Genomic DNA, 25,234 nt, shown 5'->3' with positions numbered 1-25,234 from the left:
ACGAATGTTTTTGATATCTTCCATCAGAGGTCGTGATGATTAGAAATTTGGACCTGACGACGCTGCGCTCATTTGTGGCAGTGGCAGACAACGGTGGCGTGACACGCGCAGCAGGTTTTTTGCATCTCACTCAATCGGCGGTTTCGATGCAGTTGAAACGGCTGGAGGAGTTGCTGGGGCTTGAACTGCTGGACCGGTCGGGGCGCTCCATTGCCCTGACCCCATCGGGGGAACAGCTGCTCGGTTATGCTCGCCGCATGGTCGCGCTCAATGACGAGGTGATCACCCGGCTGACCGATCAGGCTTTTGAAGGTGAGGTTGTTCTGGGGGTGCCGCATGACGTGGTCTATCCGGTCATCCCGCGCGTACTACAGCGGTTCAACACCAGCTTTCCCCGCGTCAGCGTCAATCTGGTGACCTCGAATACCCGCGATCTGAAGGCCGGCTTCGCCAAGGGGGCCTATGACCTGATCCTGACAACCGAGGGAACTGCGGGCGAGGGCGGCGAGCCCATCCACGAAATGCCGCTGCGCTGGATCGGGGCGGTGAACGGCTCGGCCTGGCGGCAGCAGCCGCTGCGTCTTGGTTTTTGCCGCAACTGTATTTTCCGGGCCTCTGCAACCGCGGCACTGGATGAGGTTGGGATCGAGTGGGATATGGCGGTGGACAGCGAATCCGACCGCACGGTTGAGGCCACGGTAAGTGCTGACCTTGCCATTGGCGTTCTGCTGGAAGGTACCCAACCCGCTCATCAGGAGGTCATAGAACACGGTGGCGTGCTGCCTGCCTTGCCGGTGCAACAGATCAACCTCTATGGCGCGGATCGGGTGCGGGCCGAGTATGTTGGCGATCTTGCCAATATCATTCGGCAGGGATTTGCCGCTCTGCGTCCGGCGCAGTTGCGCGCAGCGGGCTGATCAAAGGGGCCGAGGGAATAAACGGCTCTCGAAAAGGGATGTGATCGCCATGGCCCTATAACCGTGCGATGGCGATTTCCCGGTTCTATTTACCTGTCACGGGGTAATAACGACCTTCCCGGTCGAGGCCCGGCTGCGCAGCAGCTCCATTCCTTCCGCGACCTGCGACAGTGGCAGGACGTGGCTGATATGCGGTTTGATCCGGCCTGCCGCGTGCCAGTCGAACAGAGTTGCAAAGGCCTGCTGAATGACCTCTGGCCGGGCTTTCATGTAGCCGCCGATATAAAAGCCGATCACGGTCAGGTTCTTGACCAGAAGATGATTGGCCGGGATCTGGGGCACTTCGCCGCTGGCAAACCCGATCGGTAGCAGCCGCCCGCAGGGATTGGTCGCCCTAAAGGCAGCTTTCCACACCGGGCCCCCGACCGCATCATAGACAACATCGGCGCCGCCCAGGTCCTTTACGATGCTGCGCAGATCCTCGCTGTCGTCGATCACGTGATCCGCTCCAGCGGCCCGGGCCACCTCCAGTTTGTCGGCGCCGCGCGCATGAGCAATAACGCGGGCGCCCATCAGCTTGCCAATCTCCACTGCGGTCAGCCCAACGCCTCCGGCAGCGCCGGTGACAAGCAGGGTTTCGCCCGGTTGCAACCGGGCGCAGTGATCCAGCGCCACCAGGCTGGTGCCATAGGCGATCTGCAGCGCGGCGGCGTGTTCAAAACTCATGCTGTCCGGAATGCGGACCGCGCGGCTGGCGTCAAACACACCTTCTTCAGCCAAGCCACCTTGACCGCAGAAGACTGCAACCCGGTCACCGATCTTGAACTCTGTTACCGTTTCTCCCAGTGCGGTTACCGTGCCAGAGACCTCCAAGCCCGGTACGAAGGGCAGGGTGGGGGTGTCCTGATAAGTGCCTTTCTGCATCAGCAGATCCGCGAAATTCAGCCCGCAGGCGGCGATCCTGACAGCGATCTGGCCTGCAGCCGGAGCCGGGCAGGCAATTTCGATCAGTTCCGGGGCGGCGTCGAAGGCGGTGACCTGATAAGCCTGCATGATGTCCTCTTGGTTTTTGCCGCGCGAAAGGTGATTCGTTGCGTGACTGTTTGACAACAGACGGCGCAAATTCACCTCGCTATTTATGGGGAGGCATTATTTCACATGTTGTTGGTCGCATTAGCATGACAAAATGATGCATGAAATCATGTATTTGGATATCTTCAACCGCGACTGACCTTTGTCGCACTTGAATTCAACCGTGGAGGTCGTAAGCTCAGCTGAGGGGTTGAGCCTCTGTCGCGGTTTTAGAAGGTCCGGTAACGCGGGCCAGTGTTGATATCCTGACGGATTTAGCAATCATCGCGGCTACTTGGGCGCGAACCACTTTGGTATAACTAGGAGATAGCACATGGCTCATCCTGTAGATGTGCATGTCGGCAAACGGATCCGTCACCGTCGCTGGCTAATTGGTATGACACAGCAGCAACTGGCCGAGAAAGTCGGCATCAAGTTCCAGCAAATTCAGAAATATGAAACCGGTGCCAACCGGGTCAGCGCCTCCCGCCTTTGGGATATTTCTGACGCGATGGACGTCCCGGTCAGTTTCTTCTTTGATGGTCTACAGGAAGAGGATAAGGCCCCTGCCGACAAGGCGGACAAGGCGTCGGTGCCTGAGGATCTGATGGGCGATAAAGAGGCCCTGGATCTGGTGCGTTCCTATTACGCGATCCCCGAGAACCAGCGCAGGCGATTGTTCGAGCTGGCCCGTGTGCTCAGCGACGCAGCCTGAAAGTGAAAAGACCCTTCGGGGTCTTTTTTCTTGAATAGCGTGCGGCCAGATGGCACCGCCATCGCATGACACAGAATCCTGATTCCGATTTGGACGTTGCGCAGAAGATGGCCGATGCGGCCGGCGCAGCGATCCTGCCGTATTTTCGCAGCGCCACTCTTGGAGCGGACAACAAGCTGGAGGACGGGTTCGATCCGGTCACCGTCGCTGATCGCGAGGCGGAACTCGCGATGCGGGCGGTGCTGGCGCAGCTGCGCCCTGATGATGGTATTCTGGGCGAGGAATTCGCTCCCGTCGAAGGCAGCTCTGGCCGGACCTGGGTTCTGGATCCTATCGATGGCACCCGCGGTTTCATAAGCGGCACGCCGACCTGGGGGGTGCTGATCGCCATGTCCGAGGCAGACGGCCCAGTGCTGGGCGTGATCGATCAGCCCTACACCGGCGAACGCTTTATCGGCGCGGCCGGGCTGGCGCAGATGACCGGGCCACAGGGAGCACGCGATCTGGCGACCCGCAACGGCACGGCGCTGGATCAGGCGATCCTTTTCACCACCTTTCCCGAAGTCGGCACCCCTGAAGAACGTGCCGGGTTCGAACGTGTCTCCGGAAAGGTCCGGCTGACGCGCTATGGCATGGATTGCTACGCCTATGCACTGCTGGCGGCGGGGCAGATCGATCTGGTGATCGAGGCAGGCCTCAACGCCTATGACGTGCAAGCTCCGATCGCAGTGATCCAGGCTGCAGGCGGTGTCGTAACTGATTGGGAGGGCGGCCCGGCTCATGAAGGCGGTCGGGTGCTGGCCGCCGCCAATGCCGAGTTGCACGCGGCGGCGCTGGCCCTTTTGAAAAACAGCTGATCAGGTCCCGTCCGGGGCTTGAGCGCGGCCATGGCAGTGCTGTATAGCACAGCCACGGCCCGAGTCCTTTACCCGTATTCTGTCGGGCCAGTTCACACTTCCAAAACCGAAACGGGTGACAAAGGAGTGTGAACCGATGCAGGAAATCCTGATTCAAAATGCGACCACCGTCATCACCATGGATGATGCGGGCCGCGTATTGCACGATGCAGATGTTCTGATCCGGGGCGGTCAGATTGCCGAGGTGGGGCAGGGGCTGCGCACGACAGGGCAGATCGTCTCTGGCCGGGGCTGCGTGGTGACGCCGGGCCTCGTCAATACGCACCACCATCTTTATCAGAACCTCACGCGCGCAGTGCCCGGGGCGCAGGACGCGCTGCTGTTTGGCTGGTTGCAACGGCTCTATCCGATCTGGGCGCGCTTTGGCCCGGAGGAGATGTTCGTCTCTGCCCAGCTGGGGCTGGTGGAACTGGCTCTCTCCGGCTGTACGCTCAGCTCTGATCATCTGTACCTTTATCCCAACGGCGCGCGGCTGGAGGATACCATCCATGCCGCCCGAGAGGTCGGTTTGCGGTTTCACCCCACACGCGGCGCCATGAGCATCGGGGAAAGCGACGGGGGATTGCCGCCGGATAGCTTGGTCGAGCAAGAGACGGCCATTCTTGAAGATATGATCCGCGTGGTTGATGGCTTTCACGATGCCTCTGAGGGCTCCATGTGCCGGGTGGGGCTTGCGCCCTGTTCGCCGTTTTCCGTCAGCCGCGAGTTGATGCGGGATGCGGCGCTGCTGGCGCGTGACAAGGGCGTGATGCTGCATACCCATCTGGCCGAAAACGATGAGGATATCGCCTATTCCGAAGCGCAGTTCGGCTGCCGCCCCGGGCAATATGCCGAGGAACTGGGCTGGACCGGCGATGACGTCTGGCACGCCCATTGCGTCAAGCTGGACGCGCAGGAGATCGATCTGTTTGCGCGCACCCGGACCGGCGTGGCGCATTGCCCCTGTTCCAATTGCCGCCTTGGCAGCGGCATTGCCCCGGTGCGGGCGATGCGCGATGCCGGGGTGCCGGTGGGGCTGGGCGTTGATGGCTCGGCCAGCAACGATATCGCCAACTTGATCGGCGAGGCGAGGCAGGCCATGCTGCTACAGAGGGTTGCGCAGGGCGCTGACGCCATGAGCGCCTATGAGGCGCTGGAAATCGCCACCCGTGGCGGCGCTGATATTCTGGGTCGTCCCGATTGCGGTCGGCTCAGCCCCGGCAAATGCGCCGACGTGGCAGTCTGGGATGTGACCGGTGTTGCTTCCAGCGGCAGCTGGGACCCGGCGGCCTTGCTGCTGGCCGGGCCGACACAGGTCAAGCATCTGTTCGTGGAAGGGCGTCAGATCATCTCTGCAGGCGAGGTCACCAGCCTTGATCTGCCACGGCTGATCGAACGCCATGGTCAGCTGGCCCGCGCCTTGGCCGAGAAGGCGTAACGAAGGGCTTCAGGCGGGGCGGGTCGTCAGACCTGCCGCCCGCCGATCCACACTTCGGACACAGCCCGGTCATCACCCATCATGATGGTGGCAAAGGCGGCCTCCCAGATGTCATCGGCGCGGGCGGCGCGCTGGGCGATGGCGGGGGTGGAGGCGAGATCGAGCACCACAAGATCGGCCTCCATGCCCGGGGCGACATTGCCAATCTTGTCTTCAAGCCGCAGCGCCGTGGCCGAGCCTTGCGTTGCCAGCCACAACAGCTGGGCTGCGTGCAGGGGCGTGCCGCGCAGCTGGCCGATCTCATAGGCTGCCGCCATGGTGCGCAGCATGGAAAAGCTGGATCCGCCGCCGGTGTCGGTGGCAAGGCCGATTCGCTGCCCTTCGGCCATCAGCCCGGCCATATCGAACAGCCCGGACCCAATGAAGGTGTTCGAGGTGGGGCAATGCACCAGCGCGGCGCCATGTTCGCGCAGCCGGTCACGTTCGCGCGGTTCCAGATGGATGGCATGCCCATAAAGGCCACGCGCGCCCAACAGGCCAAAGGCCTCGTAGGTGTCCAGATAATCGCGGGCATCCGGGAACAGATCCTTGACCCAGGCGATCTCATCCGTCTGTTCGCTGAGGTGGGTTTGCATCAGGCAGCTGGGGTTGGCGGCCCAGAGGGCGCCGATGGCCTCCAGTTGTTCAGGGGTAGAGGTGGGGGAGAACCGCGGCGTGATCGCATAATCCAGCCGGTCGACCCCGTGCCAGCGCGCGATCAGCGCGGCACTGTCGTCATAGGCAGACTGAACCGTATCCTGCAGCCCTTCTGGGGCGTTGCGGTCCATACAGGTTTTACCCGCCACAACCCGTTGCCCGCGCGCCTGCGCCGCCGTGAAGAAGGCATCGACGCTTTCGGGATGAATGGTGCAATAGCTGCAGACCGTGGTGGTGCCATGGGCAGCGGTTAGGTCCAGATAGCGGGCTGAGATCTCATCGGCATAGGCACGATCACCAAAGCGCATCTCCTCGGGGAAAGTATAGCTGTTCAGCCAGTCGATCAGCCGCTTGCCCCAGCTGGCAATGATGGCGGTCTGTGGATAGTGCACATGCGCATCGACGAAGCCGGCAAGAATCAGCTTCTCCCCGTGATCATGCAACGCGGCTGCGGGAAACCTCTGGCGCAGATCGTCAAAGCTGCCGACGGCGGCAATCTTCCCATCCTGCACGGCCACTGCCTCGCGCAGCCTTGCCGCTTCCTGCGGTGCCTCGGTGGCAAAGGGGGAGCCTTGAAAGGACAGGACCTGTCCCCGCAGGATGTGGGCGTTGCTCATGATGTGCTGTCCTTTCGTGCGAATTCACCGCGTGCAGGATACGCGCGGCGCGCGCGGCGGTAAATTGTGTCATTGTCATTGTTTTCCGGTAGCAGCTTCTTCTATTCATGGGACAAGCATCGGAAGGGGCAGCGTATGAGCACAGGCGACGAGACCATCGGGACCGACAAGGGCCAGGACGACGCCTATATGCTGGATCGCCGCCGCGTGGCGCAGATCCTTTATGCTGTGGATACCAACGACAAGGCCGAGCTGGCGAACCTGATGGAGCCGCTGCACGCGGCTGACATCGCCGACCTTCTGGAGCAGGTGAACGCCTATGATCGGGCCCGGCTGATCCGGCTTTATGACCGCGAATTCGACGGCGAAATCCTGTCAGAACTGGACGAGGCGATCCGCGAGGAAGTGATCGCGATCCTCAACCCGCAGGTTTTGGCTGAAGCAGTCCGGGATCTGGACAGCGACGATGTGGTCGACCTGCTGGAGGACCTTGAGGAGCCGCAGCAGGAAGCCATTCTCGACGCGCTGGAGGACTCCGACCGGGTCGCCATCGAACAATCGCTGAGCTACCCGGAAAACTCCGCCGGCCGCCTGATGCAGCGCGAAGTGGTGATGGCGCCGGAACACTGGACGGTTGGGCAGGCGATTGATTTCATGCGCGAAAGGTCGGACCTTCCAGCGCAGTTCTATCACGTGGTCATGGTCAGTCCGCGCCTGCATCCGGTGGGCAATGTCACCCTTGGCCGGATCATGTCGGCCCGACGCGAGGTACCGCTTACCGATCTCAGGGAAGAAACCTTCCAGGTCATTCCCGCCGATCAGGACGAGGAAGACGTGGCCTATGCCTTTAACCAGTATCACCTGATTTCGGCCCCGGTGGTCGATGACGAGGGGCGTCTTGTGGGTGTCATCACCATCGACGATGCCATGGCGGTTCTGGATGAAGAGCACGAAGAAGACATCCTTCGCCTGGCCGGTGTCGGCGAAGGCAGCCTGTCGGACCGGGTGATTGACACCACCAAGCGGCGGTTCCCCTGGCTGGCGGTCAACCTCGTAACAGCGGTGCTGGCGTCGATGGTGATTTCAATGTTCGAAGATACCATCGCCCGGTTCGTGGCCCTCGCCGTGCTTATGCCCATCGTGGCCTCGATGGGCGGCAATGCCGGCACCCAATCGCTGACGGTGGCGGTGCGTGCGCTGGCCACACGCGACCTGACAGGATCAAACGTCTGGCGGGTGATCCGGCGTGAGGTTCTGGTGGGGCTGGTCAACGGTCTGATCTTTGCCGTTGTGATGGGCTGTGTCGGGCTGTTGTGGTTCGGCTCGCCGCAGCTTGGCGCGGTGATTGGCGTCGCGATGGTCATCAATCTGGTCGTGGCAGGCCTCGCCGGGACCGTGGTGCCGGTTATGCTGGAAAAAATGAATGTGGACCCGGCACTTGCCTCGGGGGCTTTTGTGACGACGGTGACCGATATCGTTGGATTCTTTGCCTTCCTCGGTCTGGCCGGGCTGGTTCTTCTCTAGGCATTCAATCCCGGCAAAGGAGGGAGCAATGGCGGATCTGGCAGCGATCAAGGCACAAGCGCGCAAGGCGGCCTTTGCCCGGCGTAAAGAGGCCTTTGATATGGGCAAACCCGGCGCGGCCGGACATCTGTCCGAGGTGCTGGCCGGGTATCGCGGTGTTCCATTGTCCGGATACATGCCGATCCGCACCGAAATCGATCCGCTGCCTGCCATGGCCGAAGCCGCGGCTCATGGTGTGGTCGGCGTACCGGTGATCGAAGGTGCAGGTCTGCCCTTGCGGTTCAGCCGCTGGCAACCCGATGCGCCGCTGCGTGAAGGACCATTCGGCGCGATGGTGCCTGCGGTGGATGACTTCTTTGAACCCGAAATCCTGATCGTGCCGCTGGTGGCCTTTGATCGGTCCGGCGGGCGGCTTGGCTATGGCGGCGGCTTTTACGATCGCACGCTGGAGCTCTTGCGCAGCAAGCGGGCGACGCTGGCCATCGGCTTTGCCTTTGATGCGCAGGAGGCGGAAGATCTGCCGCTGGAGCCGACCGATCAGCCGCTTGACATGATCGTGACCGAAAGCCGTATCCTCCAGTTTTCCCGATAAGGAGGGGGCTTAGGCTGCGTTGTTTCAGTGGGGTTTGGCGCGAAAAACAGCGCAATGAACGTCCAGAGGGCTTGTTCCCTGCCGCAGCGCCGCCTAGGACTGAGCCATGAGAATTCTGTTTCTAGGCGATGTGATGGGCCGCGCGGGGCGCCGTGCCATCACCGAAAACCTGCCGCGACTGCGCAAGGAGTGGCGGCTGGATTTTGTTGTGGTCAACGGCGAGAACGCGTCGAATGGCATGGGGCTCAGCGGCGATCACGCCAAGCTTCTGCTTGATGCCGGGGCCGATTGTCTGACCCTTGGCGATCATGCCTTTGATCAAAAGGACATGATGCAGTTCATCGAAAAGGAACCGCGCATCATCCGGCCACTGAATTTTGCAAAAGGCGCACCGGGGCGGGGGCACCGCCTGTTCGACGCGCCCGGCGGGCGCAAGGTGCTGGTAACGCAGGCGCTGGGTCAGGTGTTCATGAAACGGGCCTATGACGATCCCTTTGGCGCTGTCGAAGGCGTGCTGAAGGCGCACCCGCGCGGCGGGCTGGCGCAGGCGGTGATCGTCGACATGCATTGCGAGGCGACCTCGGAAAAGATGGCGATGGGGCATTTCTGCAATGGCCGGGCCTCGCTGGTGGTCGGCACCCACACTCATGTCCCCACCGCTGATGCGCAGCTCCTGTCCGAAGGCACCGGTTATCTGACCGACGCGGGTATGTGCGGCGACTACAATTCCGTCATCGGCATGGATAAGGCCGAACCGATGCGCCGGTTCCTGACTGGCATGCCCAAAAGCCGCTTCACCCCGGCGGAAGGGGAGGCGACCCTGTCGGGTGTCTTTATCGTAACAGACGACCGCACCGGCGCGGCCAAGGAAATTCACATGGTCCGGGACGGTGGTCTGCTGCAAGGCGCGGCGCCGGTCTGATCCACTGACCTGTCGCTCCGGCCACCAAATGTGCATTGAAACCATCGTGAGATGCCAAATGCTTGTGGCCGGGGTGCAGAAGTGCTTGCCCCGCAATTTAGGATCGGGGACACTCTGTGCCGGTCTGGCATAATGGGCGGGACCGCAGCATCGCAAACCAGGTGGGATATTTGCCGCACATGCATGTCTTTCAAGTCGCTCAGAACGGCAGCGCCCTGATCACCCTTCTGATCGTCGCACTGATGTTTCTGGCCTTTCTGAAGGAAACCTACCCGACCGAGGTGGTGGCCCTCGCTGGGGTGTCTCTGATGCTGATCACCGGCGTTCTGCCTTATGATGCGGCGCTGCCGGTGCTTTCCAACCCGGCGCCGTGGACGATTGCGGCGATGTTCATCATCATGGGGGCCTTGGTGCGCACCGGGGCGCTGGATGCCTTTACCGCGATTGCCCGCAAACAGGCCGAGGTCAGCCCCAAGCTGGCCGTTGCCATGTTGATGGCCTTCGTCGTGGGCGCCTCTGCTATCGTCTCCAACACGCCGGTCGTGGTGGTTATGATCCCGGTGTTCATCCAGATCTCCCGCACGCTGGATGTCTCGGCCTCCAAGATGCTGATCCCGCTCAGCTATGCGGCGATCCTGGGTGGCACGCTGACGCTGATCGGTACCTCGACCAACCTCTTGGTGGATGGTGTGGCCCGGGCACAGGGTTTGGCGGCTTTCAGCATTTTCGAAGTCACGCCGCTAGGGGTCATTCTTGTGATCTGGGGCATGGTCTACTTGCGCTTCATCGCGCCGCGACTGCTGCCGGACCGGGATAACCTGGCCAACCTGCTGAGCGACCGTTCGAAGATGAAATTCTTTACCGAGGCTGTCATTCCCCCCGAAAGCAACCTGATCGGCCGTGAGGTTTCCGGCGTTCAGCTGTTCAAGCGTCCGGGCGTACGCCTGATCGACGTCATCCGCGGCGATGTCTCGCTGCGGCGGAACCTCAAGGGTGTCGAACTGCAGGTCGGGGATCGGGTGGTGCTGCGCACACAGATGACCGAACTTCTGAGCCTGCAAAGCAATAAAGAGCTGAAGCGCGTCGATCAGGTGTCAGCGGTGGAGACCAAGACTGTCGAGGTTCTGATCACCCCCGGTTGCCGTTTGGTCGGGCGCTCGCTGGGTGCCATGCGCCTGCGTCGCCGCTACGGTGTTTATGTGCTGGCGGTGCACCGGCGCAATCAGAACATCGGTGTGCAGCTCGACGATCTGGTGGTACGGGTCGGAGATACCCTGCTGCTGGAAGGCGCCCCAGCGGATATTCAGCGTCTGGCGGCAGACACCGATATGGCCGATGTCTCTCAGCCGACGCAGCGGGCCTATCGCCGCAGCCACGCACCCCTTGCGATTGCTGCGCTCCTGGGGATCGTGCTGCTGGCCGCGCTGGGCGTTGCGCCGATCCTGCTGCTGTCGGTTGTCGCGGTTGCGCTGGTGCTGGTCAGCCGCTGCATCGACGCGGATGAGGCGTTTTCCTTTGTCGACGGGCGGCTATTGGCGCTGATTTTCTCGATGCTGGCGATTGGCGCTGCGCTGGAAAGCTCGGGCGCGGTTGCGCTGATCGTCAATGCCATCGCACCGGGCCTGTCCGGCCTGCCGCCCTTCCTGCTGGTCTGGGCGGTCTATCTGCTGACGTCGGTGCTGACCGAGCTGGTGTCGAACAATGCGGTGGCGGTCGTGGTGACCCCCATCGCAATCGGGCTTGCCCAGGCGATGGGGCTGGATCCGCGTCCGCTGGTTGTTGCGGTGATGGTGGCAGCCTCGGCGTCCTTTGCGACGCCCATCGGCTATCAGACCAATATGCTGGTCTATGGTCCCGGCGGCTACAAGTTCACCGACTTCCTGCGCGTCGGCATTCCGCTGAACCTCAGCATCGGCCTGCTGGCCTCGGCCCTTATCCCGCTGTTCTGGCCTCTTTGAGGCGCGATTACATCGGCCAGAAGAACAGGATGGCCGGGATCGAAACCGCGATCACTAGGATTTCCAGCGGCAGGCCCATGCGCCAGTAATCGCCGAAATGATAGCCACCGGGACCAAGCACCAGCGTGTTGTTCTTGTGGCCGATGGGAGTCAGAAACGCCGCAGAGGCCGCCACTGCGACCGCCATCAGGAAGGGGTCTGGGGAGACATTCAGCGCCGTTGCCATCTGGATACCCACCGGGGCCGCAACAATGGCCGTGGCCGTGTTGTTCAGCACATCTGACAGCGTCATTGTGACCACCATCAGTACGGTCAGGATCGCCCAGGCAGGCAGGCCCTCGGTCAGGCCGATCAGGCCGTTGGCGATCAGCTGGGTACCGCCGGAACTGTCGAGTGCGGCGCCGAGTGGGATCATCGAGCCCAGAAGAACGACCACAGGCCATTCGACGTGATCATAGATCTCCGCCACCGGCAGGATCTTGGTCAGCACATAGGCAATCGCCACCAACCCGAGCGCCACTGGCAGGTAGACAAGGCCAACCGAGGCCGCCGCTACAGCCGCGGCAAACAGGCCGATGGCCATCCATGTTTTATCATTGGCGGTGACGGATAGGCCCCGTTGGGCCAGTGGCAGGCAGCCAAGCCATTCGGTCACATCGGCGCTGCGGTCGCGTGGGCAGAGCAGCAACAGGATATCGCCCGGCTCGATGGTGGTCTGGCGGATATGGCTGGTCAGGCGCCGCCCTTGCCGGGAAATGCCCAACAGGACCGTGCTTTGCCGCCAGGCAAGGCCTACGGCCTGGGCGCTGCGCCCGTTGACGCGCGCGGTTTCCGGCACCACCACCTCGACCAGTTCCAGCCCTTCGCCCGCGGCGGTCAGCTTTTCCTGCCGTGCGGCATCGGCAAAATCAAGCGACAGCGCTGTGCGGAACTCGTCCAGCGCTTCGGGCGTGGCCTCGATCACCAGCGTGTCGGCGGCCCGCAGGCTGTATGCGGCGGCACGACCATAAAGCCGTTTGCCGTCCCGGATCAGGCCCAGAATCGCCACGTCCGCCTTTTCGGCCTCGCTGTCCAGCTCTCCCAGGCGCCTATCGATCAGGGGGGACTCGTCGGGCACTGTCAATTCGGCGATGTAATCGGCAATCTGCGCCTCTGACGCGCCGGCGGCGTTCTCGCGCTGCGGGATAAGGCGCCAGCCGATCAGGGCCACGAAGGCGAGACCGGCAACCGAGGCAACAAGGCCGACCGGGGCGAAGTCGAACATGTGGAAGGGCTCACCAAGGGTGTCTTGGCGGATCGAGGCGATGATGATGTTGGGCGGGGTGCCGATCAGCGTGACCATACCGCCAAGGATCGTTGCAAAACTCAGCGGCATCAGGCTCAGCCCCGGCGCGCGGCCCGCCTTGCGCGCGGTCTGGATATCCACCGGCATCAACAGGGCGAGCGCAGCAACATTGTTCATGAAGGCCGACAGGACCGCGCCGATCCCTCCCATCAAGCTGATATGCAGGCCCAGGGCGCGGCTGCTGTCGAACAGCGTGCGGGTGATCAGGAACACCGCGCCAGACCGCACCAACCCGGCAGAAACGATCAGCACCAGCGCCACCACCAGCGTCGCGGGATGGCCGAAACCGGCAAAGGCATCCTTGGCCGGGACGACGCCGATCACCACCGCCACCATCAGCGCTGAAAAGGCCACCAGATCATAGCGGTAGCGCCCCCAGAGCAGCATCCCGAAGACCGCTGCGAAGATGGTGAAAAGAATGCCTTGGTCAAATGTCATTGCTGCCTGTCCCTGGTTAAATCCGGCATGAAGCCCTGCAAACGCCGGGACAGTCATTCCGGTAATGGGGGCAGTGTCGCGCAAAGCTGCAGCCGATGCCAGCACTGGCCTGAAACCGGGGCGGATTTGTGTGCCTGAAGCTTTGAGGCGTGCTGCTGAGGTGGCTGTGGCACCAATCTCTTGCGGCCCGCGATGCAGGGCTGTATCAAACGCTCCGACAAGATCAATCGGTAGAAATGGAGGCTGGCGCATGGCAGGCCACTCAAAATGGGCGAATATTCAGCACCGCAAGGGTCGTCAGGACGCCGCGCGTTCAAAGCTTTTTTCCAAGCTGGCCAAGGAAATCACCGTGGCCGCGAAGATGGGCGACCCGGATCCTGAAAAGAACCCGCGCCTGCGTCTTGCGGTGAAGGAAGCCAAGAGCCAATCGGTCCCCAAGGACGTGATCGAACGCGCGATCAAAAAGGCGATCGGCGGCGATGCGGAAAACTATGACGAGATCCGCTATGAAGGCTACGGGCCGAACGGCGTGGCGGTGATCGTCGAGGCGATGACCGACAACAAGAACCGGACCGCTTCGACGGTGCGCTCGACCTTTACCAAGAACGGCGGCAACCTTGGCGAGACCGGCTCGGTCGGCTTCATGTTCGACCGCAAAGGTGAGGTGACCTATCCGGCTTCGGTTGGCGATGCGGACACCGTGATGATGGCCGCCATCGAAGCGGGCGCCGAGGATGTCGAAAGCTCGGAAGATGGTCATATCATCTACTGCGCCGACACCGATCTCAACGATGTCTCCAACGCGCTCGAAGCGGAGCTGGGCGAGTCTGAATCGACCAAGCTGATCTGGAAGCCGACCACCACCACCGAGCTGGACCTGGAAGGCATGCAGAAGCTGATGAAGCTGGTCGATGCGCTTGAAGATGACGACGATGTGCAGCGCGTCACCACCAACTTCGAAGCCTCGGACGAGGTCATGGCGCAGCTCTAACGCGGCTATAGAACCTTCGCAGTACAAGACAAAGGCCCGCCAATTTGGCGGGCCTTTTGCGGTTGGGTTCCCGTGGGCCGAAAGGTCAGTCCAGCTTGCGGTAGCTGAGGAAATTACCGCCGGGCAGATACATCAGGGTCATTTCGAAATCGGACATGCTGTCGATGGCATAGCAGTAGCTCTCGCCGGTCTCTTCCTCGCGCGCATAAAGGTAAGGGCCTGCGCCCTGAAAACTGTCACACCAGTCTGACACGGAAATATAGTCGCGTCCGGTGATTGCACCGTCATATGTGTTGTCGCGCTCAGACCCCAGAATGTTAAACTGGGAATTGGGATCATCGACCGAGTACCAACTGCCTTGCATCCGGTTCAGGATCGAATCCGCGTTGGTCCAGGGACGAATGGTGATATCGCGCAGCACAACATCCGCGCTGCGGTCGTAAATGGCTTCCAGATCGCCCTGAACCTCGATGGGCGTGCCGGGGTCCAGTTTCTCCATGATGGCAAAGACGAACTGTGGCGTGCGCCCGTCATCGGAGACGTAGAACTTGGTGCCGTCGGCGTGAAAGCTGCAGGTGCGGGCACCCTCATAGGTGCAGTCCTGCAGGTTGGCCATGTTGGAATAGGGTTCGCCATAGGTGCCGGCCGGGGCGGGGCCTGTGGCTGGAGCAGGTGCAGGTGGCGGAGGGGCGGGCTTCGGTGTGGTTTCGCTCTTGCTGGTGGAATTGTCCACCAGCGTCAGGGTGAACTGTTTCGCGGTCTTGCCGGTGTCCAGTTTGCGGAAGCCAGTGCTCTCATATCCCCGTGCAGCACACTCGGAATCTCCCGATATTGTGAAGGCCTGTGAGGTGGTGCAGAAGGTGAAATCACCGCTGGCAAAGGCCGAACCCGAAGAATTGGCACGGTAGTAATAGTAGCGATTCTTCAGATCCCCGCCGAGCGGCGTCTTGCAATCGCCCGCATCGATGTTCCACCAGCCCTTGGATACCCAGGTATCGCCATCGGCGTATCCGATCGCCACGCTGAGGCTGCGCCCGGCATCGTTGCAGATTTCAAGGCCTGCAAAGGCAGGAGCGGCAGAGAAGGCGAGGCATAAACCGGCAGTGACAAAGCGCATAACATATCCTGAATTTGAACGATTTCAGGCTAGGCACGGGGAATGCATCGCGCAAGAAAAACTGGTCTGTAACGTGTCAGCACCGTAAAAGGCACCGCAATTGTGGCGTTTTGAGCTTTTCAGTCGGCCCCGGCGGTGATCACGCCCGCCGCGCGCAGTTCCGCGTGCTCCGGTATCCAAAGGTCTGAGTTAGCCACCTCAAAGACCCTCTGCACAAACCCTTCGCTGATGCCCTGCTGCAGGAAAAAGGACAGGTCCTTCTCCTGCTCTTTCTTCAGGTCCAGTTGCGGCAGCCCGCCTTCGAACATCAGTGCATAGCCGTGAAATCCGAGCTGTCCCTTGGGGGCGAGGAGGCGCTCCTGCCCGGCGGCAAAGATCACTGTGCAGGCAGAGGCACAGAGGTCGGCAGCCTCGGTATCAAGGCCATGGGTCCGGATCAGCTTGGCCACGCCGCGCGCCTCGTAGATCAGCCCGCCGGGGCCGGTCAGATGCAGGGAGCGGACCTCTGGCGCCGCGTCCAGCGTTGCTGCTATGCGCCGGGTCAGCCCGTGGGTGATCTCGCCTGTAAAGATCAGCGTGCGGCCATCATCGGATAGGGTCAGACTATAGAGCTGCTGGCGCGCCTGTTCCTGCTGCTTGGCATAGGGCAGGGTCTCCACCTGTCCGGCGGTCAGCAAGGCGCCCCACCACTGCGTTAGTGTCGCAAATCCTGCAAACAATAGAACCAGATAGCTGCCCCAGACTGGCGCCATCGATCCGGTGCTGCGGATGTGCCCGTCCGTGCTGCGCAGCAAATCGCGGCTTTGCCAGGCCAGCAGCAGCCCATCTGCCGCGATCAACCCCCAAGCCAGGAATACGGGCAGCCAGAAGAAATGATTGAGGGCCAGCCAGACCAGCAGAACCCCGGCCCGTGGCAACACCAGGTGCAGGCCAAGGCTGCGGCGCAGAGAGGCTGGCCCGGGTGTCACGCCGGGCTTTCTGTCATTCGAAGACCTGGCAAATCTCCTCCAGAGGTTTTTTGAACTTGGCGACTGAGGGAACCATAGCATTTTCTGCCGGATGGCCTACAGCGATGATCATCGTAGGCTTTTCCGAGGCCGGGCGACCCAGGGCGCCATTGAGGAACTTCATCGGGTTCGGCGTGTGGGTCAGGCTGACCAGACCAGCGGTATGCAGCGCCGTCAGCAAAACGCCGGTGGCAATGTTCACGCTTTCGGGTACGTAGTAGTTCTTGTAACGGGTGCCGTCCGCAAACTCGCCCCAGCGCTGGGCGAAGACCACGATCAGCCAGGGCGCGATGGTCAGATGCGGTTTGTCTTCATTCGTGCCGATCGGCTCAAGCGCCTTGATCCATTCATCGCCAGCGCCGCCTGCATAGAACTTGCGTTCTTCTTCCTCAGCCTCGGCGCGGATCCGGGCCTTCAGTTCTGGGTTCGAAACGGCCGCAAAGAACCAGGGCTGGTGGTTGGCGCCCGATGGTGCGGTGCCCGCCGCCCGGATGCAGTCCTCGATCACCTGTCGGGGCACTGGCTGATCTGTGAAATCGCGCACCGTGTGGCGCCGCTGCATATGGGCGAGAAACTCAGTCGCCTTTTCCTGCATCTGCGCATCCGTGTACGCGGCCCGGTCGGGCAATGGCAGCGGATCATAGCTGAGAGAGTCTTGTGAAAACATGAGGGGTCTTTCCGATTGGTCTCAACGGTCTTGGGTCAAATGCCGTCGCGCTGATGTCTGCACAGACCGGGTGACCTCTGCAAGGGCAGGCGCCATCACCCGCGCCACCTGCCACGTGAGCGGAACCGGCAGGATTGTGTCGGGAATGAGTGGCACCAGACGCCCGCTGTGCAGCTCTTCCCCGATGATGGAAAGCGGGTTCATGCCCCAGCCGAGACCGGCCGCTGCGGCTTCGATGAAAGCCTGGGTGGAGGGCAGGTAATGCGCGGGTGGCGACAGCCGGGGCGCCACGTTCCGCTCCAGCCACTGCTGCTGCAGCCTGTCCTTTGCGTTAAAGATCATGCAGGGCGCATCGGCAGCGGCCTCTGGCGTGACGCCGTCTGGAAACCAGCGCGCCATGAAGTCCGGGCTGGCGGTTGCCGCATAGTCCAGCGTGCCGAGCGGGTAGGCATCGAACCCGGGCACGGGCCGGGTGCTGGCGGTGACCGCGGCTGAGACCTCGCCGCGCTTCAGCCAGTCGGCGCTGTGATCCTGATCGTCCACCAGGAGATCGAACAGCACGCCGTCAGTTCCGGCCATCGCGTCGATGAACCAGCTGGCAAGGCTGTCGGCATTGACCGCGATGCGCAGCCGTACCGGGGCCGTGCCGTTTTCCAGCGCCAGCTCCCGCGCCAGCTGCGCCTCAAGAAGGCCGATATCCTCGGCATGTTTGGCAATCCTCAGCCCCGCCGCCGTGCCGGTGCAGGGCGCGCCGCGCAGGACCAGTGCGATGCCGGTACGGTCCTCCAGCGCCTTGATCCGCTGTGAAATGGCCGAGGGCGTCACCCCAAGGGTATGGGCCGCTGCCTCGAACGAGCCATGGTGTAAAACGGCCCGGAGCGCGGAAAGGTGATTGGGGTCGAGTTGCATTAGCTGTGCTTAATCTGGGTTATCATAATTAATTGGATTATCCGGGCTGCGGCGCATAGTCAAAGCGCGAAGAGTTCCAGAAGAAAGACGCCCCGCATGTCAGCCAGCCTTGTTTCCGGATTTGCCCTTGGCTTTAGCCTGATCCTCGCGATCGGGGCGCAGAACGCATTTGTGCTGCGGCAAGGGTTGCGGCGGCAGCATGTGTTCTGGATTTGCCTGACCTGTGCAGGTTCGGACGCGGTTCTGATCTATGCCGGGGTTCTGGGGTTTGGATCGCTGACGCAGGCGCTGCCGGGGATCGAGACCATCATGCGCTTTGGCGGGGCCGCTTTCCTGATCTGGTATGGCGCGCGCAGTCTGCTGGCGGCCTGGCGCGGCGGCGCCGTGCTGGAGGCGGCGGGGCAAGGCAATCAAAGCGCGCCGCTGCTGCCGGTTCTGGCGACGGTGCTGGCGCTGACCTGGCTCAACCCGCATGTCTATCTCGATACGGTGGTTCTCTTGGGCACGATCTCGGCGCAGGATCCGGCGCCGCTGATCTTTGGCCTTGGGGCCGTTTTGGCAAGTTTCACGTTTTTCTTTTCCCTTGGATATGGCGCGGGTCTGCTGGCGCCTGTGTTTGCCAAGCCCCGGTCCTGGCAGGTGCTTGAGGCAGTTGTCGGGCTGACAATGTGGGCCATTGCAGCGAACCTCCTGTTGATCTGAGGGAGGGCAAGTGCTGGGCGAGGCAGAGCGCTTCGCGGGCAAGGGTGGATGCCGAAAATAATTGCCATGTTCAGGGTTGTACCCTTTGCCGTTTGGGTGTTCTGTCTGGCGTCATGAGTGATGCGCAGCAGACAAAAGACCGGGACACCAATCCCGTGATGGGCATTTTCTGGATGCTGGTGACCGGGCTGAACTTTGTCGCGGTTACCGCATTGGTCAAATACCTGGGCGGTCGGATCCCCCCTGCCGAATCCGCCTTCCTCAGATACCTTCTGGGGCTGGTGTTCCTGATCCCGATGATTGGCGCGCTGCGTCAGGCCAAGCTGACGCCCAAGCTGTGGGGACTGTTTGCTGGACGCGGCGTTCTGCATACGCTTGGGGTGATGCTGTGGTTTTTTTCCATGACACAGATCCCGCTGGCCGAGGTCACGGCGATGAATTACCTGGCGCCGGTCTATGTCACCATCGGGGCGGCTGTGTTTCTGGGGGAAAAACTGGCCCTGCGCCGGATCGCGGCGATCATCGCGGCTTTGATTGGTGCGCTGATCATCCTGCGGCCGGGGTTTCGGGAAATCTCCCCCGGGCATATCGCGATGCTGGCGGCAGCGGTGGTTTTTGGCGGCTCTTACCTCTTGGCCAAATTCACCGTGGACGGCACCAATCCGGTTGTGGTGGTGGCGATGCTGTCGCTGTGGGTGACGGCGGGGCTGGCGCCCTTTGCGGCGGCGGTCTGGGTGACGCCGACGCTGGCCGAGCTTGGCATTCTCTTTGCGGTGGCCTGTTTCGCCACGGCGGGGCACTACACGATGACGCTTGCCTTCTCGGCGGCGCCGGTTGCGGTGACGCAGCCGGTGACCTTCCTGCAGCTGATCTGGGCGACGCTTCTGGGCGCGCTGGTGTTTGACGAGGCGATCGACATCTGGGTGGTCTCGGGCGGCGCGCTGATCCTTGGAGCAATCAGTTTCATCACCTGGCGCGAGGCGGTTCTGAAGCGTCGCGCCATCACACCGCCGGTGCCTGCGACCAAGGTCTGAAGGTCCTGCCTGTAGGCAGTTTGGCCGGTCTTACGACAGGGCCAGGTCCACGACTCGGTGTGCCGCGCGCCGTGCGGCTTCGGGATCGACCGGACCTTCGGACTGCGCGGTCTGCAGCCAGACACCGTCCATATAGCACTGCAGGGCCTGCCGCGCGGTTTCAATCTCTGCCTCGGGCAGAAGATGCCGAAGTTCGGCCAGAAAATGGCTGCGCACCCGGGTCCTATTGATGCGGTGCAGCCGCGACAGGCGCGGCGAGTAGGGCGCATTGGCCCAGAACTGCATCCACAGGCTGCATTGCGTCACGGTGAACAGATTGTCGGAAAAGTTCGCATCCATCACCGCGTATAGCCGTTCTTTCGGCGTGCGCGCGGTGGCGTAGCCTTCGACCATGGCGGTCCGCAGCTTGCGCAACAGATGCCGCATCGTGGCTTCCATCAGCCCTTCCTTGGAGCCGAAGTAATAGTTGATCGACGCCGCCGAGGCTCCGGCTTCAGCGGCGATTTCGGCCATGGTCACAACACCATAACCGCGCTTGTGCACGGCAACGATGGTGGCTTCGATCAGCTCTTCGTTGCGGATATCTCGGATGCGTTTTCGTCCCATACCGCAGTTTTGCGTTACATGCGCGCCGGATACAAGCGATGTTATGTAGCTTCAATAACTTGTATGGCGGTACAAAAAAATGTTTGGCTTACCGGCAAGTCGTGGTAGGGCAGAACAGAACCGGGGTGCCGTGCAGATCGCGCGTGGCAGGACCCGCAGCAACAGCTGCCGTTTTCCGGATTGGCCGGAGCTCAGCACAAAATGAAACAGGAGAGGCGCATGACTGCACCCAATATTCTGATCCTGATGGTGGACCAGTTGAACGGGACGTTGTTTCCGGATGGTCCGGTGGACTGGCTGCATGCGCCCAACCTGAAGAAACTGGCGGCGCGCTCGACGCGTTTTGCCAATGCCTATACCGCTTCGCCGCTTTGTGCTCCGGGGCGGGCCAGCTTTATGTCCGGGCAATTGCCCTCGCGCACTGGCGTTTATGACAACGCCGCCGAATTCCGCAGCGATATCCCGACCTACGCGCACCACCTGCGCCGTGCGGGCTATTACACCTGCCTCAGCGGAAAGATGCATTTTGTCGGCCCTGACCAGCTGCACGGGTTCGAGGAGCGCCTGACCACGGATATCTACCCGGCCGATTTCGGCTGGACGCCGGATTACCGCAAGCCGGGTGAGAGGATCGACTGGTGGTATCACAATATGGGTTCGGTGACTGGGGCAGGCGTCGCGGAAATCTCCAACCAGATGGAATACGACGACGAAGTCGCCTATCACGCCAAGGCCAAGCTTTACGATCTGGCGCGGGGCAAGGATGACCGGCCCTGGGCGATGACCGTGTCCTTTACCCATCCGCACGACCCCTATGTCGCGCGCAAGAAATACTGGGACCTTTATGAGGATTGCGAGCATCTGCTGCCCGAGGTCCCGGCGATGAAGTATGAGGACCACGACGCCCATTCCAAGCGCATCTTTGACGCCAACGACTGGCGCAGCTTCGACATCACCGAAGAAGACATCCGCCGCTCGCGCCGTGCCTATTTCGCCAATATCTCATATCTGGATGACAAGATCGGTGAGATCCTTGAGGTGCTGGAAACCACCCGCCAGGAGGCGATCATCCTGTTCGTTTCCGATCACGGCGACATGCTGGGCGAGCGCGGACTTTGGTTCAAGATGAGCTTCTTCGAAGGCTCTTCGCGCGTGCCGCTGATGATCTCCGCCCCGGATCTGCCCGCCGGGCGTATCGATGCGCCGGTGTCGACGTTGGATGTCACCCCGACGCTGGGTGTTCTGGCTGGGGTGTCGATGGAGGAGATCGCCCCCTGGACCGACGGCGAGAACCTTGTGCCGCTGGCCAAGGGCGAAGAACGCAGCGCACCGGTGACCATCGAATACGCAGCCGAGGCGTCCTATGCGCCGCTGGTGTCGCTGCGCTATGGCAAGTGGAAGTACAACCGCTGCGCGCTCGACCCTGATCAGCTGTTTGATCTGGAGGCCGACCCGAAGGAACTGACCAATCTGGCGGATCACCCCGACCATGCGGGCACCCTGCAAACCCTGCGTGCAAAATCCGAAGCGCGCTGGAACCTGGAACAGTTCGACGCCGAGGTGCGCGCCAGCCAGGCGCGCCGCTGGATCGTCTACGAAGCGCTGCGCCAGGGCGGCTATTACCCCTGGGACTACCAGCCGCTGCAAAAGGCTTCGGAACGTTACATGCGCAACCACATGGATCTCAATGTGGTTGAGGAAAACGCCCGCTTCCCGCGCGGCGAATAACCCAATTTCAAGACTGGACAGGCCACTATCATGACCCATCCCGCAGCCCCCAAGGCCAGCCATTTCATCAATGGCGCCTATGTCGAAAACACCGCTGGGACCGCCATTCCGGTGATCTATGCGGCCACCGGCGAAGAGATCGCCACCGTGCATGCCGCGACGCCCGAGATCGTCGAAGAGGCGCTCGCTTCGGCCCAGGCGGCGCAAAAGGCCTGGGCGAAGATGACGGGTGCCGAGCGCGGCCGTATCCTGCGCCGCGCCGCCGACATCATGCGCGAACGCAATCACGAGCTGTCGGTGCTGGAAACCTATGACACCGGCAAGCCCTTGCAGGAAACGCTGGTGGCGGATGCGACCTCTGGCGCCGATGCGCTGGAGTATTTCGGCGGTCTGGCCGCCAGCCTCACTGGCGAGCATATCCCGCTGGGCGAAGACTGGGTTTATACCGTGCGCGAACCCCTGGGGCTGTGCGTCGGGATCGGCGCCTGGAATTATCCCACGCAGATCGCCTGCTGGAAGGCGGCGCCGGCGCTGGCCTGTGGCAATGCCATGGTGTTCAAACCTTCCGAGACAACGACGCTTTGCGCCCTGAAGGTTGCCGAGATCCTGCACGAGGCAGGCCTACCTGCAGGGGTGTTCAACGTGGTTCAGGGCATGGGCGAAGTTGGCGGAGCCTTGGTTGCCGACCCGCGCGTCGACAAGGTGTCGCTGACCGGATCGGTACCGACTGGCAAAAAGGTCTACGCTGCCGCTGCGGCCGACATGAAGCACGTCACAATGGAGCTGGGCGGCAAGTCACCTCTGGTCATTTTCGACGATGCCGATATTGAAAACGCGGTTGGCGGTGCGATCAACGGCAACTTCTATTCTTCCGGGCAGGTCTGCTCGAACGGCACCCGGGTCTTTGTGCAAAAGGGCATCAAGGAGAAATTCCTCGCGCGGTTGGCCGAGCGGACCAAAGGCGCGGTTCTGGGAGATCCGCAGGACGAGGCGGTCAACTTTGGCCCCATGGTGTCAGAACGGCAGATGGAGATCGTTCTGGGTTATATCGAAAAGGGTAAGGCCGAGGGCGCGCGCCTGATCTGCGGCGGCGAACGTGTGGACCGACCCGGCTATTTCATTGCGCCGACCGTCTTTGCCGATGTGACGGACGATATGGTGATCGCGCGCGAGGAGATCTTTGGTCCGGTGATGTCGGTTCTGGATTTCGAAACCGAGGAAGAGGTGATCGAACGCGCCAATGCCACGGAATTCGGCCTCTCCGCAGGTGTCTTTACTCGTGACTTCACTCGGGCTCACCGGGTGATCGGGGCGCTGGAGGCGGGCAGCTGCTTTATCAACTCCTACAACGACGCGCCGGTCGAGGCGCCCTTTGGAGGGGTCAAGGCCAGCGGTGTGGGGCGCGAGAATTCCAAGGAAGCCATCAAACACTTCAGCCAGGTCAAATCCGTCTATGTGCGCATGGGCGATGTCGAAGCGGCCTTCTGATTGCCCTTCCGGTCAACGCCCACCCACCCGCCCCGTCGCCCGGAAGGGCAATCGGGGCAGGGGGCAGGCCAGGTTTGGACGGGTCGTTGACCGGTGACGGAGAAATGCGATGAACGCTGATTATGTGATTGTGGGCGCCGGATCTGCTGGTTGTGCGCTGGCCTACCGGCTGAGCGAGGCCGGGCACCGGGTGTTGGTGATCGAGCACGGGGGCACCGATATGGGCCCCTTTATCCAGATGCCTGCGGCGCTGTCCTATCCGATGAACATGTCGCTTTATGACTGGGGCTATAAATCCGAACCGGAACAGCATCTGGGCGGACGCGAATTGGTCTGCCCGCGTGGCAAGGTGATTGGGGGCTCTTCCTCGATCAACGGGATGGTTTATGTGCGCGGCCATGCCGGCGACTACAACCACTGGGCCGAAAGCGGCGCCCGGGGTTGGTCCTATGCGGATGTGCTGCCCTATTTCAAACGGATGGAAACCTGGCACGATGGGGGCCACGGCGGCGATCCTGACTGGCGCGGCACCGATGGTCCGTTGCACATCAGCCGCGGCCCGCGCGACAATCCCCTGCACGATGCCTTTGTCGAGGCCGGGCGCCAGGCCGGTTATCCGGTAACCGGAGACTATAACGGCCAGCAGCAGGAAGGCTTTGGCCCGATGGAGATGACTGTCTGGAAGGGACGGCGGTGGTCGGCGGCCAATGCCTATCTTAGGCCGGCCCTGAAGCGCGACACCTGCGATGTCATCCGCGCCCTGGCGCGCCGCATCGTGATCGAAGAGGGGCGTGCCACCGGGGTCGAGGTGGAGCGCGGCGGCAAGGTCGAGGTGATCCGGGCAAACCGCGAAGTGATCGTCTCGGCGTCCTCGCTAAACTCGCCGAAACTGCTGATGCTGTCCGGCATCGGACCGGCGGCCCATCTGGCCGAACACGGGATTGACGTAGTGGCGGATCGTCCGGGCGTGGGGCAGAACCTTCAGGACCACCTTGAGGTCTACATGCAGATGGCCTGCAGCCAGCCGATTACCCTTTACAAATACTGGAACCTTCTGGGCAAAGGTTTGGTCGGGGCGCAGTGGCTGTTCACCAAGACAGGTCTTGGCGCCTCCAACCAATTCGAAAGCGCGGCCTTCATCCGCTCGGACAAGGGGGTTGAATATCCGGATATCCAGTACCACTTCCTGCCGATGGCGGTGCGCTATGACGGTCAGGCCGCCGCCGAAGGGCACGGGTTCCAGGCCCATGTCGGCCCCATGCGATCACCCTCGCGCGGGAATGTCAGCCTGCGTTCTTCCGATCCCAAGGCGGCGCCGAAGATCCTGTTCAACTACATGAGCACCGAGCAGGATTGGGAGGATTTCCGCAAATGCATCCGCCTGACACGGGAGATCTTTTCGCAGGATGCCTTCAAACCCTTCGTCAAGCATGAGATCCAGCCCGGCAATGAACTGCAGAGCGACGATGAGATCGACAGTTTCATCCGCGAGCATGCCGAAAGCGCCTATCACCCCTGTGGCACTTGCAAGATGGGAGCAGAGGATGATCCGATGGCGGTTGTGGATCCCGAATGCCGCGTCATCGGCGTCGATGGCCTGCGGGTGGCGGACAGCTCGATCTTCCCGCGCATTACCAATGGCAACCTCAACGGCCCGTCGATCATGACCGGAGAAAAGGCCGCAGATCACATTCTGGGGCGCCGCCTGCCGTCTTCAAATGCCGAACCCTGGTTCCATCCGGGCTGGCAAGCCGCACAGAGGTAAGCACCTCAATTACTGTTTGATAAGGCCGCCCCCTGCACCACGCAGCGGGGCGGTTTCCTGTTGGATCTGATGCACCTCTGTTTAAAGCGCA

At 61.9% G+C, this 25,234-nt stretch carries 22 protein-coding genes; 14 read left to right on the top strand and 8 right to left on the bottom strand.

What is annotated here, in order from left to right:
* Positions 1-35 precede the first annotated feature (35 nt).
* Positions 36-917: a LysR family transcriptional regulator gene (locus SM763_RS03565; protein WP_065270780.1), complete on the top strand. Its 882-nt coding sequence runs from the start codon at positions 36-38 to the stop codon at positions 915-917.
* Positions 918-1,013: 96 nt separating this feature from the next.
* On the opposite strand, the gene SM763_RS03560 is transcribed toward SM763_RS03565, so the two are convergent.
* Positions 1,014-1,970: an NADPH:quinone oxidoreductase family protein gene (locus tag SM763_RS03560; protein WP_274832489.1), complete on the bottom strand. Its 957-nt coding sequence runs from the start codon at positions 1,968-1,970 to the stop codon at positions 1,014-1,016.
* Between the two features lie 352 nt (positions 1,971-2,322).
* Between SM763_RS03560 and SM763_RS03555 the strand changes: the two genes are divergently transcribed.
* From SM763_RS03555 to SM763_RS03545, 3 genes are all read left to right on the top strand, one after another.
* On the top strand, positions 2,323-2,703 hold the full coding sequence (locus SM763_RS03555; protein WP_065270778.1) for a helix-turn-helix domain-containing protein: 381 nt from the start codon (positions 2,323-2,325) through the stop codon (positions 2,701-2,703).
* A gap of 65 nt (positions 2,704-2,768) precedes the next feature.
* Entirely contained in the window at positions 2,769-3,560 is a 792-nt protein-coding gene (hisN, locus tag SM763_RS03550; protein ID WP_274828344.1) for a histidinol-phosphatase, read from the top strand.
* Between the two features lie 136 nt (positions 3,561-3,696).
* Positions 3,697-5,037 (top strand): 8-oxoguanine deaminase, encoded by a 1,341-nt coding sequence (locus SM763_RS03545; RefSeq protein ID WP_274835737.1) that lies wholly within the window; start codon positions 3,697-3,699, stop codon positions 5,035-5,037.
* Between the two features lie 26 nt (positions 5,038-5,063).
* Here SM763_RS03545 and guaD read toward each other — a convergent pair whose 3' ends face one another.
* On the bottom strand, positions 5,064-6,350 hold the full coding sequence (guaD, locus tag SM763_RS03540) for a guanine deaminase (RefSeq protein ID WP_274839544.1): 1,287 nt from the start codon (positions 6,348-6,350) through the stop codon (positions 5,064-5,066).
* Positions 6,351-6,485: 135 nt separating this feature from the next.
* On the opposite strand from guaD, the gene mgtE reads away from it, so the two are divergent.
* From mgtE to SM763_RS03520, 4 genes are all read left to right on the top strand, one after another.
* Positions 6,486-7,874 (top strand): magnesium transporter, encoded by a 1,389-nt coding sequence (gene mgtE, locus SM763_RS03535; RefSeq protein ID WP_065270774.1) that lies wholly within the window; start codon positions 6,486-6,488, stop codon positions 7,872-7,874.
* A 28-nt stretch (positions 7,875-7,902) separates the two neighbouring features.
* Positions 7,903-8,466, top strand: a complete 564-nt coding sequence (locus tag SM763_RS03530; RefSeq protein ID WP_347509903.1) for a 5-formyltetrahydrofolate cyclo-ligase — start codon at positions 7,903-7,905, stop codon at positions 8,464-8,466.
* A gap of 106 nt (positions 8,467-8,572) precedes the next feature.
* Positions 8,573-9,388 (top strand): TIGR00282 family metallophosphoesterase, encoded by an 816-nt coding sequence (locus SM763_RS03525; RefSeq protein ID WP_347509904.1) that lies wholly within the window; start codon positions 8,573-8,575, stop codon positions 9,386-9,388.
* Positions 9,389-9,567: 179 nt separating this feature from the next.
* The gene (locus tag SM763_RS03520) at positions 9,568-11,346 is read left to right on the top strand and encodes an SLC13 family permease (protein WP_347509905.1); all 1,779 of its coding nucleotides are present in this window, start codon (positions 9,568-9,570) and stop codon (positions 11,344-11,346) included.
* Between the two features lie 7 nt (positions 11,347-11,353).
* Here the strand turns inward: SM763_RS03520 and SM763_RS03515 are convergent, their stop codons facing one another.
* Positions 11,354-13,129, bottom strand: a complete 1,776-nt coding sequence (locus SM763_RS03515; protein ID WP_347509906.1) for an SLC13 family permease — start codon at positions 13,127-13,129, stop codon at positions 11,354-11,356.
* Positions 13,130-13,379: 250 nt separating this feature from the next.
* Between SM763_RS03515 and SM763_RS03510 the strand changes: the two genes are divergently transcribed.
* On the top strand, positions 13,380-14,120 hold the full coding sequence (locus SM763_RS03510) for a YebC/PmpR family DNA-binding transcriptional regulator (RefSeq protein WP_065270771.1): 741 nt from the start codon (positions 13,380-13,382) through the stop codon (positions 14,118-14,120).
* Positions 14,121-14,205: 85 nt separating this feature from the next.
* Here the strand turns inward: SM763_RS03510 and SM763_RS03505 are convergent, their stop codons facing one another.
* The 4 genes from SM763_RS03505 to SM763_RS03490 form a co-directional block, all read right to left on the bottom strand.
* The gene (locus SM763_RS03505; RefSeq protein ID WP_065270770.1) at positions 14,206-15,237 is read right to left on the bottom strand and encodes a DUF1036 domain-containing protein; all 1,032 of its coding nucleotides are present in this window, start codon (positions 15,235-15,237) and stop codon (positions 14,206-14,208) included.
* A 119-nt stretch (positions 15,238-15,356) separates the two neighbouring features.
* Positions 15,357-16,205 (bottom strand): COG3904 family protein, encoded by an 849-nt coding sequence (locus tag SM763_RS03500; RefSeq protein ID WP_368997574.1) that lies wholly within the window; start codon positions 16,203-16,205, stop codon positions 15,357-15,359.
* A gap of 13 nt (positions 16,206-16,218) precedes the next feature.
* Positions 16,219-16,911 carry a nitroreductase family protein gene (locus SM763_RS03495; RefSeq protein WP_274832497.1) on the bottom strand — a complete coding sequence of 231 codons (693 nt, stop codon included), beginning with the start codon at positions 16,909-16,911 and terminating at the stop codon, positions 16,219-16,221.
* Positions 16,912-16,932: 21 nt separating this feature from the next.
* On the bottom strand, positions 16,933-17,820 hold the full coding sequence (locus tag SM763_RS03490) for a LysR family transcriptional regulator ArgP (protein ID WP_347509908.1): 888 nt from the start codon (positions 17,818-17,820) through the stop codon (positions 16,933-16,935).
* 96 nt (positions 17,821-17,916) lie between these two features.
* On the opposite strand from SM763_RS03490, the gene SM763_RS03485 reads away from it, so the two are divergent.
* The gene (locus SM763_RS03485) at positions 17,917-18,522 is read left to right on the top strand and encodes a LysE/ArgO family amino acid transporter (protein WP_347509909.1); all 606 of its coding nucleotides are present in this window, start codon (positions 17,917-17,919) and stop codon (positions 18,520-18,522) included.
* Positions 18,523-18,635: 113 nt separating this feature from the next.
* Positions 18,636-19,556 (top strand): DMT family transporter, encoded by a 921-nt coding sequence (locus SM763_RS03480; protein ID WP_274828356.1) that lies wholly within the window; start codon positions 18,636-18,638, stop codon positions 19,554-19,556.
* 30 nt (positions 19,557-19,586) lie between these two features.
* On the opposite strand, the gene betI is transcribed toward SM763_RS03480, so the two are convergent.
* On the bottom strand, positions 19,587-20,162 hold the full coding sequence (gene betI / locus SM763_RS03475) for a choline-binding transcriptional repressor BetI (RefSeq protein WP_065270764.1): 576 nt from the start codon (positions 20,160-20,162) through the stop codon (positions 19,587-19,589).
* Positions 20,163-20,381: 219 nt separating this feature from the next.
* On the opposite strand from betI, the gene betC reads away from it, so the two are divergent.
* The 3 genes from betC (at position 20,382) to betA (ending at position 25,143) form a co-directional block, all read left to right on the top strand.
* Positions 20,382-21,890 carry a choline-sulfatase gene (gene betC / locus SM763_RS03470; protein ID WP_274828357.1) on the top strand — a complete coding sequence of 503 codons (1,509 nt, stop codon included), beginning with the start codon at positions 20,382-20,384 and terminating at the stop codon, positions 21,888-21,890.
* Positions 21,891-21,920: 30 nt separating this feature from the next.
* Positions 21,921-23,378: a betaine-aldehyde dehydrogenase gene (gene betB, locus SM763_RS03465; protein ID WP_347509910.1), complete on the top strand. Its 1,458-nt coding sequence runs from the start codon at positions 21,921-21,923 to the stop codon at positions 23,376-23,378.
* Between the two features lie 109 nt (positions 23,379-23,487).
* Complete coding sequence (gene betA / locus SM763_RS03460; protein WP_065270762.1) at positions 23,488-25,143, top strand: choline dehydrogenase; 1,656 nt, start codon at positions 23,488-23,490, stop codon at positions 25,141-25,143.
* The last annotated feature ends 91 nt before the right edge of the window (positions 25,144-25,234 follow it).

The sequence above is a fragment of the Pseudophaeobacter sp. C1-32P7 genome (assembly GCF_041008775.1).
GTDB lineage: Bacteria > Pseudomonadota > Alphaproteobacteria > Rhodobacterales > Rhodobacteraceae > Phycobacter > Phycobacter gallaeciensis_A.
Note: the sequence above shows the minus strand (reverse complement) of the source record. Positions and strands in the feature narration are given on the sequence as shown.